Origin of the sequence: Amycolatopsis sp. SB7-3, from assembly GCF_041021335.1 — a bacterium.
Classification (GTDB): Bacteria; Actinomycetota; Actinomycetes; order Mycobacteriales; family Pseudonocardiaceae; genus Amycolatopsis; species Amycolatopsis japonica.
In genome coordinates this window covers 825,723-839,836 of the sequence record NZ_JBFPJQ010000001.1, presented here as the reverse complement: position 1 = coordinate 839,836, position 14,114 = coordinate 825,723, and the positions used below count along the sequence as shown (strand labels likewise).

At 70.0% G+C, this 14,114-nt stretch carries 14 protein-coding genes; 7 read left to right on the top strand and 7 right to left on the bottom strand.

What is annotated here, in order from left to right; all coding sequences use genetic code 11:
* Nucleotides 1–266: 266 nt before the first annotated feature.
* From AB8M46_RS04080 to AB8M46_RS04065, 4 genes are all read right to left on the bottom strand, one after another.
* On the bottom strand, nt 267–965 hold the full coding sequence (locus tag AB8M46_RS04080) for a bifunctional 2-polyprenyl-6-hydroxyphenol methylase/3-demethylubiquinol 3-O-methyltransferase UbiG (RefSeq protein WP_037341322.1): 699 nt from the start codon (nt 963–965) through the stop codon (nt 267–269).
* Nucleotides 962–2,200, bottom strand: coding sequence for a glycosyltransferase (locus AB8M46_RS04075; RefSeq protein WP_037341325.1), 1,239 nt, complete (start codon nt 2,198–2,200; stop codon nt 962–964). Before AB8M46_RS04075 ends, AB8M46_RS04080 begins: the two co-directional genes overlap by 4 nt.
* 6 nt (nt 2,201–2,206) lie before the next feature.
* A complete protein-coding gene (locus tag AB8M46_RS04070) occupies nt 2,207–4,207 on the bottom strand; it encodes a glycosyltransferase family 39 protein (protein WP_350599405.1) in 2,001 nt (666 codons plus the stop codon).
* A 157-nt stretch (nt 4,208–4,364) separates the two neighbouring features.
* The gene (locus AB8M46_RS04065) at nt 4,365–5,549 is read right to left on the bottom strand and encodes a cytochrome P450 (protein ID WP_394359573.1); all 1,185 of its coding nucleotides are present in this window, start codon (nt 5,547–5,549) and stop codon (nt 4,365–4,367) included.
* 246 nt (nt 5,550–5,795) lie between these two features.
* Here AB8M46_RS04065 and AB8M46_RS04060 point away from each other — a divergent pair, with 246 nt between their 5' ends.
* Nucleotides 5,796–6,215, top strand: a complete 420-nt coding sequence (locus AB8M46_RS04060; RefSeq protein ID WP_037341331.1) for an enediyne antibiotic chromoprotein — start codon at nt 5,796–5,798, stop codon at nt 6,213–6,215.
* A gap of 210 nt (nt 6,216–6,425) precedes the next feature.
* Here the strand turns inward: AB8M46_RS04060 and AB8M46_RS04055 are convergent, their stop codons facing one another.
* Genes AB8M46_RS04055 through AB8M46_RS04045 form a run of 3 tightly spaced genes read right to left on the bottom strand, consistent with a single transcriptional unit; the run spans nt 6,426 to nt 9,682 of the window.
* On the bottom strand, nt 6,426–7,520 hold the full coding sequence (locus tag AB8M46_RS04055; RefSeq protein WP_394359572.1) for an LLM class flavin-dependent oxidoreductase: 1,095 nt from the start codon (nt 7,518–7,520) through the stop codon (nt 6,426–6,428).
* Nucleotides 7,517–8,515: an acyl-CoA dehydrogenase family protein gene (locus AB8M46_RS04050; RefSeq protein ID WP_394359571.1), complete on the bottom strand. Its 999-nt coding sequence runs from the start codon at nt 8,513–8,515 to the stop codon at nt 7,517–7,519. The genes AB8M46_RS04055 and AB8M46_RS04050 overlap by 4 nt, the downstream gene beginning before the upstream one ends.
* Before the next feature lie 9 nt (nt 8,516–8,524).
* Nucleotides 8,525–9,682 (bottom strand): acyl-CoA dehydrogenase family protein, encoded by a 1,158-nt coding sequence (locus AB8M46_RS04045; RefSeq protein ID WP_394359570.1) that lies wholly within the window; start codon nt 9,680–9,682, stop codon nt 8,525–8,527.
* A gap of 167 nt (nt 9,683–9,849) precedes the next feature.
* Between AB8M46_RS04045 and AB8M46_RS04040 the strand changes: the two genes are divergently transcribed.
* From AB8M46_RS04040 to AB8M46_RS04015, 6 genes are read left to right on the top strand one after another with little or no spacing between them, the layout of a single operon-like run.
* A complete protein-coding gene (locus AB8M46_RS04040) occupies nt 9,850–10,989 on the top strand; it encodes a steroid 3-ketoacyl-CoA thiolase (protein WP_394360839.1) in 1,140 nt (379 codons plus the stop codon).
* A gap of 2 nt (nt 10,990–10,991) precedes the next feature.
* Nucleotides 10,992–12,203: a CaiB/BaiF CoA-transferase family protein gene (locus AB8M46_RS04035; protein WP_037341339.1), complete on the top strand. Its 1,212-nt coding sequence runs from the start codon at nt 10,992–10,994 to the stop codon at nt 12,201–12,203.
* A 37-nt stretch (nt 12,204–12,240) separates the two neighbouring features.
* The gene (fabG, locus tag AB8M46_RS04030) at nt 12,241–12,981 is read left to right on the top strand and encodes a 3-oxoacyl-[acyl-carrier-protein] reductase (protein ID WP_016336899.1); all 741 of its coding nucleotides are present in this window, start codon (nt 12,241–12,243) and stop codon (nt 12,979–12,981) included.
* A complete protein-coding gene (locus AB8M46_RS04025) occupies nt 12,978–13,364 on the top strand; it encodes a 3-hydroxyacyl-ACP dehydratase (protein WP_394359569.1) in 387 nt (128 codons plus the stop codon). Before fabG ends, AB8M46_RS04025 begins: the two co-directional genes overlap by 4 nt.
* Nucleotides 13,361–13,825: a 3-hydroxyacyl-ACP dehydratase FabZ family protein gene (locus tag AB8M46_RS04020; RefSeq protein WP_394359568.1), complete on the top strand. Its 465-nt coding sequence runs from the start codon at nt 13,361–13,363 to the stop codon at nt 13,823–13,825. Before AB8M46_RS04025 ends, AB8M46_RS04020 begins: the two co-directional genes overlap by 4 nt.
* Before the next feature lie 34 nt (nt 13,826–13,859).
* Entirely contained in the window at nt 13,860–14,114 is a 255-nt protein-coding gene (locus AB8M46_RS04015) for an acyl carrier protein (RefSeq protein WP_005155526.1), read from the top strand.

Here is a 14,114-nt window from a genome sequence, read left to right as displayed (position 1 = left end):
CCCTCGGCTCAGCCGAGGGAAGGAGGCCTTCACGCGCTCCAAGGCGAGTGGTGGGCGGGCTGAAGGCTCCCTTCGCCGCATCAGATGCGGCGAAGGAAGCCTTCAGCCCACTCGACATGTCGCGAAAGCCACTTTCGGGACATCACACGTCGCGAAAGTGGCTTTCGCGACACACGCCCGGCCATGAGCCTCACCGGAAGCGCGTGAAGGCCCCCTTCCCCCGGCTCAGCCGAGGAAAGGGGGCCTTCACGCGCGAAAGCGAACCGTCAGGGCTTATGCGCCTTCAGGATCAGCGAAACACCGCGCCGCGAGCGGGTCGGCAGGTAGCGCTCGGCCGTGACGATCGCGGTCAGGGCCCGGTTGACCAGCCAGGGCGTGTGCTCGTTGAGTTCGTTGCCGCGCGCCGTGCGCCGCCGCAGCGCCACCACCGGCCGCAGCAGGACGTTCCAGCTCCACAGCTCCTCGACGACGAAGCCGGCGTCCTCCATGACCTTCCTCAGCGAAGCCCGGTCGTACCGCCGCACGTGGTGCACCGCGACGTCGTGCGCCGACCACAGGTCCATTCCGGACGGGACGCTGATCAGCGCGGAGCCGCCGGGCCGCAGCACCCGGAACAGCTCCGCCGCGGCCTGGTCGTCCTCCTGGATGTGTTCGAGGATTTCGAAAGCCACCACCAGATCGAACGACGAGGACGGCAGCGGCAGGTCACGGGCGTCGGCGTGGATCGCGTCGAGACCGCGTGAGCGCGCGATCTCGACGGCGTTCTCGTCGTAGTCCGTGGCGACGACGTCCCAGCCGCGCGAGCGCAGCACCCGCGTGTTGCCGCCGCCCGCCGCGCCGATGTCGAGCGCGCGGCCGGGCGGCCCGAGCCGCTTCAGTTCGTCGGCGAGCAGATGCCGCTTTTCCCGGAACCACCAGTGGCGGTCCTCCATCTCGGTGATCCGGGCGACGTCCTCCGTCTTCACCGGCTCTCCTTCCGATGCCGGGCGAACACCCAGCGGTCGAGGGCCACGAACCGCAGCAGCGTCATCAGCCCGTAGGCGACGATGAGCACGAGCAGTTCGACGACCGGCCCCGAGCCGGGGGCCATGAGATGCAGCCCGGTCACGGCCAGCGTGGTCAGCAGATACGTGGTGGCGAACAGGATCGCGGCCCGCGTGTGCAGGCCGAGCCGGTGCCCGCCGCCGCGGTTGAACGTCCAGCGCCGGTTCGCCTCGGTGTTGGCCACCCCGACGAGCACCAGCGCGACCAGGTTCGCCCCCGCCGGCGTCAGCGGGACACGCAACGGGAGATACAGAAGCGTGTACAGCACTGTCGAAATGACACCGATCACCGCGAACCCGAGGAATTTCGCGAGGGTCGCGGCCCGCGGCTCGGCGAGCACGGCGTCCGGATGGGTGGCGCGCAACTGCGGGATCTCCGGCACGTCCACCCGTCCTTTCCCGGCGGCGATCGCCCGGCCCACGCGGACCAGGCCCTTCAGGTTCCCCATCGCGGTCTGGGTGACCTTGACCCGCGAATCGACGTCCTCGACCCAGTCCAGCGGCACCTCGTGCACCCGCAGCCCGTTGTGCTCGGCCAGCATCAGCATCTCGGTGTCGAAGAACCAGTGGTCGTCCTCGACCGCCTCCAGCAGCCCGGTCACCGCGTCGCGACGGGCCGCCTTGAAACCGGCCGAGGTGTCCGTGCTGCGCAGCCCGAACACGTGCCGCGTGATCGCGTTGTAGGTACGGGACACGATCTCGCGTTTGAGGCTGCGGCGGATCCGCGAGCCGCGGCCGAGCCTGGTCCCGATGGTGATCTCGCAGTGCCCGCTGACCAGCGGTGCGATCAGGGGGAGCAGGCTTTCCAGTCCGGTCGAGAGATCGACGTCCATGTAGGCGACGATGTCGGCGGTACTCGACCCCCACGTCGCCTTGATCGCCGCGCCCCGGCCGCGGACCGGGATCCGCCGCGCGGAGATGCGCGGATTCCCCTCGGCCAGCCCGGTGGCGATCTCCCAGGTCCGGTCGGTGCTGCCGTTGTCGGCGATGGTGATCGACCAGGGGAACGGGAAGTCGTCGCCGAGGAACGCGCTCAGCGTGGTGATGCAGCCCAGCAGGGCGCGTTCCTCGTTGAGCACCGGGATCACGATCTCGACGGTCGCCGTCGTGCGGCTTCCCGGTGCGACGCGGGGTGCCGCGGTGAGTTCAGCCGTCATGGCGCATCACGCTCCCGGCTTGCAGTCGAACAGGGCGGAGGTGAAGCCCATCCACGGGTTGGCGGTGTAGGCGGGCGGCGGGATCCGCACGCAGTTGCGCACCACCCAGTCCTTGCGGGCCAGCGCCGTCGGGCTGTCGTAGGCGAACCCGCCGAACAGGACGTACCTCAGCTGTCCACTGTGGACAGCGTCGGCGAGCCCGTCGGCGGTCGGCATCGGCATGGTGCCGACGAAACCGCCCATCGGCATCACGGACAGGCCCGCCCGGATGTAGGGCGAGGCACCGGTGCCGCCGACCGTCGCCACATCGAAGCGTTCGCCGCGTTTGTTGGCCTTGAGGAAGGCGAGAAGCTTCGGGTCGGCGTCGGACGGCATCATCTGGAACATGATCGGCGGGGGCAGCGGCATGGCCTGCCCGCCGGACGCGCCGGGTTTCGGGCCGCCCGCCATCAGCTTGGTCAGGTCGATGCCGGTCGAGAGCGCGTTCGGGTTCGGCCCGGCGAGGGGGTTGAAGTTCTGGAACATCGCCGTGCGGGGATCCGTCGGCGGGTGGAAGGCCGGCGCCGCCCACGCGACCGGCCCGGCCAGCAGCGCGACCCCGGCCACGGCGCCGGTCACGACGGCGAACTTCCCGGTGCGGCGCACGAGCACCAGCACCGCGGCGGCGACGGCGGCGATCGCGACGACGGGCCGCAGCCACGGCACGTAATCGCTGGAACGGTTCATCAGCACGAACGCCCAGGCGCCGGTGGCGAGCAGACCGACCGGCAGCGCCCACGTGAAGCGGCGATCCGTCCAGGCGAGGTGCAGGCCGGCGCCGGCGATCGCGGCGATGGCGGGTGCCAGGATGCTCGTGTAGTACGGGTGGATGCTCTGCGAGAAGCTGAGTGCCCCGGCGAAGAGGACGAGCCAGCCGCCCCACAGCAGCCACCCCGCGCGTGCCTTGTCGGTGCGCGGCGCGCGGCCCGCGGCGACCAGGCCGACGACGAGCAGCAGCACGGCCAGCGGCAGCAGCCACGAGATCTGGCCGCCGATCAGGTCGTTGAACAACCGGAAGACGCCGGTGTCGCCGCCCTGGTCGACCGGCGTGACCTTGCCGTCGGGCAGGACGGGCAGCTCGGCGGAATTCCCGGCCTTCGCGGCGTCCGTGCGGTCGAAGAGGTTGTAGGACCAGACCATCTGCCACACCGAGTTCGACGTGCTGCCGTCCATGTACGGGCGGGAGCCCGCGGGGGTCAGCCCGACGATCAGCATCCAGATCGACGAAACCGCGGCGGTGACCGCTCCGGCGCCGAGCAGATGCAGCACCCGGCGTCCCGGCGAGGCCGGCGCGGCGACGAGGTAGACGATCCCGAGCACCGGGAGGATGGCCAGTGCCATGGCGAGCTTGATGTGGAAGCCGAGTCCGACGAGCGCGGCGGTGAGCAGCAGCCAGCGCGGGGACGCCTTCTCCAGCGCGCGCCAGAAGGCGTAGGTCGCCACGAGCAGCGTCAGGATCAGCGTCGAGTCGGGCAGGTTGACCCGGGTGCCCGCGATCGTGATCGGGGTCGCGGCGAGCAGCACCGCGGCCAGCGCCGCGGGCGCGTGCCCGGCCCACCGGCGTACGAGCACGAACAGCACGTACACCGAGACGGCTCCGGCGATGACGCCGGGCAGCAGCAGCGCCCAGGTCTCGTAACCGAAGACACGGACGGAAAGCGCCTGCAGCCAGAGCGCACCGGGTGCCTTGTCGACGCTCATGAACCCGGCGGGATCGTAGGCGCCGTAAAGGAAGTTGTGCCAGTTCGCGGCCATGCTGCGCACCGCGGCGGCATACGCGTAGTGCGCGGCGTTCCCGCCGATACCCCACCCGTAGGCGACGCCGGCGACGAGCGCGCTCAGGACGGCGATGCGCTTGGCGGCCAGTGCCGACAACCCCGTCTTGGTCTTCTTCTTCGGCGTCCGCGCGGTCGGGGCGGCGGCCCGTGGCGGGGCGCTCGTGACCGGGGTGCCTAGGTCTTGGGACACGTTCTACTCCCTTCCCAGGAATAGGAGATGACGCGGCTCACGGACGTGAGATACGCACCGCGAATTCGTGATCGTCTCAAAAAGTGTCGCACCACGGTTTCGCGCACGTCTTATCCCAGCCTGCTGGTTTGGGGGATCGGTCCTTTGAGGACAGTCTTCAGCGAAGGCGGACGGGAAGGGATTCGAGGCCGTGCATCACCATGCTGACGCGCCAGCGGAGACTTTCCGCGGGGACGGCCGCGCGCAGTTCCGGGAACCGGGTGAGCAGCGCGGACAGCGCGATCCCGCCTTCGAGCCGGGCCATCGGCGCGCCGAGACAATGGTGGATTCCGTGTCCGAAGGCGAGCTGGGGGTTGTCCGCGCGGTCGAGCGCCAAGGCGTCCGCGCCGGGGAATCGAGCGGGGTCGCGATTGGCGGCCAGCAACGACACGATGACCAGCGAACCGGCCGGGATCGTCACGCCGCCGAGCTCGATTTCCTCGTTGGCGTAACGCATCGCCGCGTGCACCGGGCTCTCGTAGCGCAGGAATTCCTCGACCGCGGCGGGCATCCCGTCCGGGTTCGCGCGCAACACGGCGAGCTGTGCCGGGTTCTCGAGCAGGGCGAGGGTGGCGTTGCCGATGAGGTGGACGGTGGTCTCGTGCCCCGCGATGAGCAGGAGGAAGACCATCGACGTCAGCTCGTGTTCGGTGAGCCGGTCGTCGCCGTCGTGCACCGTGACGAGCGCGGAAAGCAGGTCCGTGCCGGGATTCGCGCGCTTCTCGGCGAGGAGTTTCCTGACATAGCGCAGCATTTCGGCGGCGGCCGCGTCGAGTTCGTCGACGGGCAGCGCGCTGGCGGTGAGGATCTCGGTCCAGCCGTGGAAGGCGCCCGCCTCGTCCTCCGGCACGCCGAGCATCTCCGTGAGGATGCGGATCGGCAGCGGGAGGGCGAGCGCCTTGATCAGGTCGACCTCGTCGAAATCGGCCACGGCGTCGAGGAGTTCGGCCGTGATGGCCTCGATTCTGGGGCGCAGCTGGGCGATCCGGCGCACGGTGAACGCGGCGGACACCAGCTTCCTGAGCCTGGTGTGATCCGGTGGATCGAGGTTCAGCATATGTGTGTTCATGCCGAGCCGGACGTCCTCGGACAGCCCGCGCCGATCGCCGACGGCGCCGGTGCGGCCGCTCAGCCCGGGATGCGCGAGCGCCTGGCGGACCTCGGCGTAGCCGCTCACCAGCCAGCCGGCGGTACCGGAGGAGAGGGTGATCCTGCGGACCGGGCCGCTTTCGCGCAGTGCGGCGTAGGCGGCGTGCCTTTCTGGCGCGCCCCCGAACAGGAAATCGGAGCTGGAAGAGGTCACCGAATCAGGTTCCCGTGCGCGCCCTCGCGCCTTCTTCTCCTGACTTGCCCGCCGCCTATGAATTACGCACGAAGCGCGCGAGTTTATTGCACGTTTTTTCTTGCGGCCTACTCGAAAACTGCTCGAAGAAATGGTTGACGATCTACGTTCGATGATCGTAACGTTGTTACCAGGACGCCGGGGGGCAACGGAACCCGCGCCTGGTGAAGTCGGAAAATTCCCAGCAATGAATCGGAGTTGATTACTGTGTCCGCAAAGCTTGCCGCCAAGTTCGCCGGTTCCGCCATCGCCGCCCTCGGCCTGATGGCCGTCGTCGCGCCGGGTGCCTCGGCCGCCGCGGCCGTGACGGTCACGCCGTCGTCGGGGCTCTCGGACGGTGCGGTGGTCCAGGTGACCGGAACCGGGCTGACGCCGGGCGCGACCTATCGCGTCGGCGAATGCGCCCAGGACGCGGCGGGGCAGTTCCCTTGCAGCCCTTCGCAGCAGTCGCTGGTCGCTGACGCGGCCGGCAAGATCTCGGCCTCGGTCACGGTGCGGAAGAACTTCACCGGCGTGCTGCCCGACGGCAGCAGCTACGGCGCGGTGGACTGCACGGCCATCACCTGCGTCGTCGGCCTCGGTGACGCCGCCGGCAACGGCGGCGGCGTGATCATCAGCTTCAGCTGACGCTGACGCGAAAGCGGCGATGAAGGAATTGGGACGTCGCGTGTCCCAATTCCTTCATCGCCGGGTAAGCCTACTTCAGATGTCGCAAACGCGGAACTCGCGTGATTGGAGGCGCATCTCGCGTGATTGGAGACGGAACACACGAGTTACGCCGCCAATCACGCGAGTTCCGGCTTCAATCACGTGAGTCACGCCGACGAGCACGGAACTTCAGAGTGTTTCCGCGAGAAGCCCCCGCTTACGCAGCAGTGGCATGACGCCTTCCCCGAAGGTGTAGGCCTCTTCGAGATGCGGCTGCGCGGAAAGGATCAGGTGGTCCAGGCCGAGGGCGTGGTACTCCTCGATCCGTTCGGCCACTTCCTCGTGGCTGCCCACCAGCGCCGTGCCGACGCCGGGGCGCACCAGGCCGTAGCCCGCCCAGACGTTGGGGTGGATCTCCAGCGAGTCGGTGCGGCCGGCGTGCAGGGCCGCCATCCGCCGCTGGCCCTCGGATTCGGTGGCGGCGAAACGTTCCTGTGCCTGCCGGATCCGGGCCGGGTCCATCCCGGCGAGCAGCTGGTCGGCCACCTTCCACGCTTCGGCCGAGGTGTCGCGGCTGATCACGTGGAAGCGCGTGCCGAAGCGCAGCGAACGTCCCAGTGCTTCCGCGCGTTCCCGCGACCGGGCGAGGTGCGACGCCATCGCCGACGGCGTTTCGCCCCACATCAGCAGCACGTCCGCCTGCGCGGCCGCGACCTCCAGCGCGGCCGACGAAGAACCGCCGAGGAACAGGGTCGGCCGCACCGGATGCGGCCGCGCGACCATCCCGGCCTGCAACGTGTAATGCGTGCCGGAGAAGTCGAAGCGCGAACCCGGCCAAGCCTGCCGGAAGACGTCCATGAACTCTCCGGTGCGCGCGTACCGCTGGTCGTGGTCGAGCCAGTCGCCGTAGCGGCGCTGCTCGTCGGGGTCCCCGCCGGTCACGATGTTCAGCAGCAGCCGCGAACCGGAGACGCGCTGGAAGGTCGCCGCGGTCTGCGCGGCCAGCAGCGGCGAGATGAACCCCGGCCGCAGCGCGATCATGAATTTCACCGAACGCGTCGCACCCACGAGCGCCGAGGCGACGACCCACGGGTCCTCGCAGAACAACCCGAACGGCGTGAGCATCCCGGTGAACCCGAAGCGGTCCGCGGCGAGCGCGACCTGGGTCAGGTATTCGAGGTCCGGTTCGCGGCGGGCGCCGGGGGCCGCGACGCCGTCGGCGGTCTTGGCGATCTCCCGTCCGTCGCCGTGTGACGGCAGGAACCAGTGCAGTTGCAGGCTCATGAGTGCTCCCCGAACAGTGAGTGCGCGATCGCTTCCAACGGTCCCGGGGCGAGTTCCGCCTCCAGCCACAGCGCGCGCCGGAACCAGCGGTGCAGCGGGAATTCCCAGGTGACGCCCATTCCGCCGCAGACCTGGATCGCCGTCTCGCAGACGGTGATCGCCGCGCGGCCCGCGGCGTGGGCGGCGCACGCGACGGCTTCCGCGGTGGGGGCGGCAGCGGCGCGGTAGGCCAGCGAACGCGCGAGCTCGACCTCGGCGTACCCGTCGGCGAGCTGCTGGCTCACCGCCTGGAACGAACCGATGGGGCGCTCGAACTGCGACCGCGTCTTCGCGTGGTCGACGGCGATCGCCAGCGCCCGGTCGGCGACGCCGATGGCCTCGCCCGCGAGCAGCGTGGTCGCCCGGCTCCGGATCGCGGTGAGCAGCGGTGCGGCGGAAGGCGGCCCGACCAGCAGCCTGCCCTCGGCGCCGGCCAGCGCGACGTCCGACGTCGCCCGGAGCGGATCTACGCCGTCGCGCGCGGAAACCGAAGCGGCAGCGGGACTGACGCCGAACAGCGCCACCCCGGCCGGGGTGCGAGCAGCGACCACGAGCTCCGCGGCGACGTCGGCGTGCAGGACGGCCTGCACCGCGCCGTCTAGCCGCCAGCCGTCGTCGCGGCGGGTCGCGCGGCAGGTGCCGGAGCCGTCGGCGAGCGTCGCCGGGCCCGGCCGTTCGACGCCGGCCGTCTGGTACACCGGCAGGGTGAGCCCGGCGGTGGCGAACCAGGGGACCGGATGCAGGGCGCGCCCGCCTTCTTCGGCCAGCAGGACGAGTTCGGCCAGGCCGAGGTCCGGATCCAGCCAGCCTTGCCGGACCAGCTCCGGCCAGGCGGCGAGGTCCTGCCCGCCGTCGTCGGCCAGCGACGCGATCCTCTCGAAGCCGTACGTGTCCTCGAGGTAGGTGCGGGCGGCGGCCTTGAGCCCGGCTTGATCCTCCGTCAACGCGAAGTCCATCGATGGCCCCTATCGTGTTTTCGGCAGGCCCAGGACCCGCTCCGCGACGATCCCGCGAAGGATCTCCGACGTCCCGCCCTCGATGCTGTTGGCCCGGCTGCGCAACCGCTGGTGCTGCCAGTAGCCGCCCCAGAAGGCGTCGGTCCCGTCGGCCGCCGCGCCCGTGCCCAGCAGCCGCAGGGCGAGCGCGCTCACCCGCTGGTTCGCCTGCGACCAGCGCAGTTTCAGGATCGAGCTCTCCGGTCCCGGCTCGCCGGTCCGCTCCATCGCGGCCAGCGCGCGGTAGCCGGTGAACCGCAGGCCCTGCAGGTCGACGTACAGCTCGGCGATTTCGGCACGGACCCGGGGGTCGGTGTCGCCGCCGCACGCCTTGGCGGTCTTGATCAGCCTGTCGAGCTGCACGGCCAGCCGCGCGGTGAGGGTGATGCCGAACGTCCCGCGTTCGTGCGCGAGGGTGGTCAGCGCGACCCGCCAGCCCTGTCCCGGCTCGCCGAGTACGCGGTGGTCGGGGATTTCGACACCGCCCAGCAGGATCTGGTTGAAGTCGGTGTCGCCGGAAAGCTGACGCAGCGGCCGCACCTCGACACCGGGTGCGCGCATGTCGAGCAGGAAACAGGTCAGGCCGCGGTGTTTGGCCGCGTCCGGATCGGTGCGGGCGAGCAGCAGGCAATGGTCGGCCAAATGGGCGTAGGAGGACCAGACCTTTTCGCCGTCGACGACGTAGCCGCCCTCGACGCGGCGGGCCCGGGTGCGCACCGAGGCGAGATCCGAACCGGCGTCCGGCTCGGAGAAGCCCTGGCAGAAGATCGTTTCCCCGGAAAGGATCCGGGGGAGGTGCTCGGCCTTCTGCGCGTCCGTTCCATAGTGGACGATCGCGGGGCCGACCATGCCGAGGCCGATCACCCCGGCGTGGTCCGGCGCCTCGGCCAGCGCGCTCTCCTCGGCGTAGATCGCTTGGTACGACGGGGAAAGGCCGCGTCCGCCGTGTTCGGCGGGCCAGGTCAGACCGGCGTATCCGGCCGCGTGCAACGCCTTGCTCCAGGCGCGCAGTTCGTCGGCGGACCACGTACGAGGCGCGCTCGGCGTGGCTTCGGGTAACTGTTCGGCGAGCCAGGCTTTCAGGCCCGCCCGGAACGCCGCTTGATCTTCGCTGTCGTCCAGCCGCATGTACGCACCATAGCCAGCGCCGATGATCGTGAGGGGGTACGCGAACCATTCCCGCAACTACGGAGAACCCCCGGTCGGCACCGCAATCCGAGAGACGTTCCCCCGTCGTGGGCAGCACCACGATGGTGGAGCCGGGCACCGCGTCCGGTGGAGAGGCAGGTACCCGCGTGGCCGCGCTGAACGACCGGACCCCGGTCATCGTCTCCGCCGTCCGCACCCCGCTCGGCAAACGCGGCGGGGTGCTCGCCGGGCTCAAGGCCGTCGAGCTGATGCGGCACGTCCAGCTGGAGGTCATCGCCCGCGCCGGCATCGAACCCGGCGACGTCGAGCAGATCATCGGCGGCTGCGTGACCCAGTCCGGAGAGCAGAGCCTCAACGTCACCCGCAACGCCTGGCTCAACTCCGGCCACGACCCGGCCGTCGGCTGCTCCACAGTGGACGTTTCCTGTGGCTCGGCCCAGCAGGCCAACCACCTGATCTCCGCGCTGATCGCCGCGGACGCCATCGACACCGGGATCGCCTGCGGTGTCGAGTCGATGAGCCGGGTGCCGATCGGGACGAACCTCTACCAGGGGCCAGGGCACTACAAGACTTCCGACTACCCGTGGGAAGACCCGCCGAAGGCACAGTTCGGCGGCGCCGAGCGGATCGCCGCGCGGGAGGGCATCGGCCGCGCGGACGCCGACGACTACGGCCTCCTTTCCCAGCAGCGGGCGGCGCGAGCGTGGGCGGACGGCCGGTTCGATCGCGAGGTCTCCCCGGTCGGTTCGGTCACTCGCGACGAAGGCGTCCGCGACACCACGCTCGAAGGGCTCGCCGCGTTGCGCCCCAACGTCGAGGGGGCCGTGCACACCGCCGGATCGACTTCGCAGATCTCCGACGGGGCGGCCGCCATCCTCTGGATGTCGTACGGGAAGGCCCGCGCGCTGGGCTTGACCCCGCGGGCGCGGCTGGTCGGCCAGGTCGTCACCGGCGCGGATCCGTACTACCTGCTCGACGGGCCCGTGGTCGCCACCGAACGGGTGCTGCGCAAGACCGGTCGCCGACTGTCCGATGTGGACATCTGCGAGGTGAACGAGGCGTTCGCCGGGGTGGTGCTGAACTGGGCCAAGGCACACGGAGCGGATATCGATCGCGTCAACGTCAACGGCGGCGCCATCGCGCTCGGCCACCCCCTCGGCGCGACCGGGACCCGGCTGCTGGTGACGGCGCTGCACGAACTCGAACGCACCGACACCTCGACCGCGCTGATCACCATGTGCTGCGGCGGTTCGCTCGGCACCGCCTCACTGCTGGAAAGGCTTTGACCATGCGCGAAGAAGACTTCTTCCGCCGGGCGCGCGCCGGTTCGGTCGGCCCGCTGGAAGGCGTGCGCGTCCTGGACGTGACCAAGGTCTGGTCCGGCCCGCTCGCCACCTGTGTCATGGCGGACATGGGTGCGGACGTCGTCCGCGTCGAGCTCGCCGACGGCCACGACGGCGAGGTGCCGCCGAACATCCCCGGCACCGGCCTGTCGTGGTTCCGGGAAACCGTGCACCGCAACAAACGCAGCGCGGGGCTGGATCTGCGTGACGACGCCGACCGCGCCCGGTTCCTGGAACTGGTGGCGCACGCGGACATCGTGGTCGAGAACTACAAGCCCGGCACGCTGGACGGCTGGGGTGCCGGCTACGAGGCCTGCCGCGCGGCGCGCGAGGACATCGTGTTCGTGTCGGTGTCCGGTTTCGGGCAGTACGGCCCGAAATCGCATCTGCCCGCCTACGATCCCGCGATCCAGGCCGCGGCGGGCTGGATGTCGCTCAACGGTATTCCCGAAGGCCCACCGGTGCGTGCGCCGACGTTCCTCGCCGACGAACTGGCGGGCCTGCACGCGGCGATCGGCGGCCTCGCCGCGCTGACACACCGGAACCGGACCGGCGAGGGACAGCACGTCGACGTGTCCATGGTGGACTGTCTGCTCGCCAGCAGCAGCGGATTGCCGACGCTGGCGGCGACGGGCGCTCCGCCGCAGCGGGTCGGCAACGAGACGGATTTCGTCGTCCCGGCCAACGTCTACGCGTGCGCCGACGGCCATCTGTACCTCGCCGTCGCCATCAACCGGCATTGGCGCGCGCTCGCCGAGATCATCGGCAGGCCGGAGCTCGGCCGCGCCGAGGGATTCGGCACGGCGCCCGAACGGCTGGCCAACCGGGACGCGGTCAACGCGATCGTCGCGGGCTGGTGCGCGGGACGTCCGCTGGCCGAGGCGCTCGAAGTGCTGAACGGTCGCGGTCTCGTCGCCGCACCGGTGCGCACGCTCACCGAAGCCGTCGCCGACGAACACGTCAAGGCGCGGGCGATGCTGCAGGAAACGGTGCTGAGCAACGGATCCGTCGCACCGATCGTCGGGCCCGCGGTGAAGTTCTCCCGTACTCCGACGAAGGTCCGTCGTGGTGCGCCGCGACCGGGCGCGGATACCGAAGAAGTGCTTTCGGAGCTCGCGGCAAACGATGAGAAGAACAGTTTGCGCCGCGCTTCATAAAATGAAAACAAAGTGTGCTGGAAAACGAGGAGGCGTCGTGGCGGAGCACCACCGGGCCCTGATCACCGGGGCTTCACGAGGGATCGGCCGGGCCGTGGCGCTGCGGCTGGCCCAGGAGGGCTACGCCGTCGCCGGCTGTTTTTCGAAAGCGAGCGCGGCGTCGGCGGAAACCGAAGAGGACATCGCCGCGATCGGCGTTCCCTCCTATTTCGCGGAATGCGATGTCACCGATTCCGAAGCCGTCGAGCGATTCGTGAAGGACGCCGAAGAGAAGCTCGGCACGATCGATCTGCTGGTCAACAACGCCGGTATCACCAAGGACAGCCCGCTGGTGCTCGCCAACGCCGAGGACTGGCACGCGGTGCTCGACACGAATCTCACCGGCACCTGGAACTTCTGTCGCGCCATGGCCTTCCGGTTCATGAAGAACCGCGGCGGCGTCGTGGTCAACATGTCCTCGGTCGCCGGCGTCTACGGCCACGCGGGCCAGACCGCCTACTCCGCCAGCAAGGCCGGGATCATCGGCTTCAGCAAGTCGCTGGCCAAGGAGGTCGCCGGGCACGGCGTGCGGGTCAACGTCGTCGCGCCCGGTTTCATCGAGACCGACATGACCGGCGCCCTCGGCGACAAGCAGCGCGCCAAGGCGCTGACCCAGATCCCGGTCAAGCGGTTCGGCACCGGGGAGGACGTCGCCGAACTGGTCGCGTTCCTGGTCTCCGACCGCGCCTCCTACATCACCGGACAGGTGCTGCAGGTCGACGGGGGGATCACGCTGTGACCGGGCTTCCCGACTACGCCGCGCCGTTGCGGGCGGTCGACCTGCTGGACGTCCGTGCGTGCGGGGACGACCTCGAACTTCTCGCCCAGATCACCGTGGACGGCAAGGAACCCAACCTGCGCGGGCATTTCCCCGGCCAGGCCGTGTACCCCGGCATCTTCGTCATCGAAACGCTGGAACAGGCGATGCGCGAGGCCGCGAACGCCCGCCTGCGCACCGTCCGGTCCGTCCGCTTCCTCGCCCCGGTGCTCGACGGCGACCGCATGGTCCTCACGGCCACCGCGAAGCGCACCGAGGACGGCTGGGACGTCACCGGGAAGGCCGCCCTCGGCGAGACGACGACGGCGAAGATCCGGGCCACCTTCGAAGAGGAGGCGGAATGACCGAGCACCACGACATCCGGGTCCTGCTCCCGCAGCGGTATCCGCTGCTGCTGGTCGACCGAGTGCTGGAGCTGGTCCCCGGCGAGTCGATCGTGACGATCAAGGCGGTCACCGGCACCGAGCCGTGCTACGCGGGGATTCCCGACGGCGCGCCGCCGAGCCGGTACGACTACCCGAAGTCGCTGATGATCGAGTCGTTCGGGCAGAGCGCCGCGCTGCTCTGGCTCGACGGCCGCGCGCCGGTCGAAGACGACGACACGACGTTGATGTTCATCGGTGCCCGTGACTATCGGTTCACGGGTGCCGCCCGCCCTGGTGACGTGCTCCGCCACGAGGTCCGCCTGGAGTCGGTGCTGGCCGACACGGCCTTCGCCACCGGCCGGACCTGGGCCGGGGATCGCCTGATCGCCACCGTCACCACCCTGACCGCGACGCGGCGCCCTGTGCGGCCCGCGGCGTGAGAACCGCACGGGACAACGAAACCGGAGGATCGTCATGACGCAGACCGACACCCAGCTCGAGGAGCTCCGCGAGCTGGTCGCCGAGGTGCTCGAGCTCGAGCCCGAGGAACTCGAGGACAACGGGGACTTCATCGACGACTACGAGGCCGACTCCCTGCGCGCCATCGAGATCCTCGCCCGGATCGACAAGCAGTACAAGATCGAGATCCCGCAGGCCGAACTGCCCGAGCTGCGCACGCTCAAGGCGGTCAACGACGCCCTGATCCGGCACTCCGTCAAGAAGGGATGA

Bases quoted from the DNA above. Each gene is read 5' to 3' on its own strand.
- AB8M46_RS04050 (WP_394359571.1), bottom strand. From the start codon at position 8,515: ATGGACTTCGCGTTGACGGAGGATCAAGCCGGGCTCAAGGCCGCCGCC.
- AB8M46_RS04015 (WP_005155526.1), top strand. From the start codon at position 13,860: ATGACGCAGACCGACACCCAGCTCGAGGAGCTCCGCGAGCTGGTCGCC.
- AB8M46_RS04035 (WP_037341339.1), top strand. From the start codon at position 10,992: ATGCGCGAAGAAGACTTCTTCCGCCGGGCGCGCGCCGGTTCGGTCGGC.
- AB8M46_RS04020 (WP_394359568.1), top strand. From the start codon at position 13,361: ATGACCGAGCACCACGACATCCGGGTCCTGCTCCCGCAGCGGTATCCG.
- AB8M46_RS04055 (WP_394359572.1), bottom strand. From the start codon at position 7,520: ATGAGCCTGCAACTGCACTGGTTCCTGCCGTCACACGGCGACGGACGG.
- AB8M46_RS04045 (WP_394359570.1), bottom strand. From the start codon at position 9,682: ATGCGGCTGGACGACAGCGAAGATCAAGCGGCGTTCCGGGCGGGCCTG.
- AB8M46_RS04075 (WP_037341325.1), bottom strand. From the start codon at position 2,200: ATGACGGCTGAACTCACCGCGGCACCCCGCGTCGCACCGGGAAGCCGC.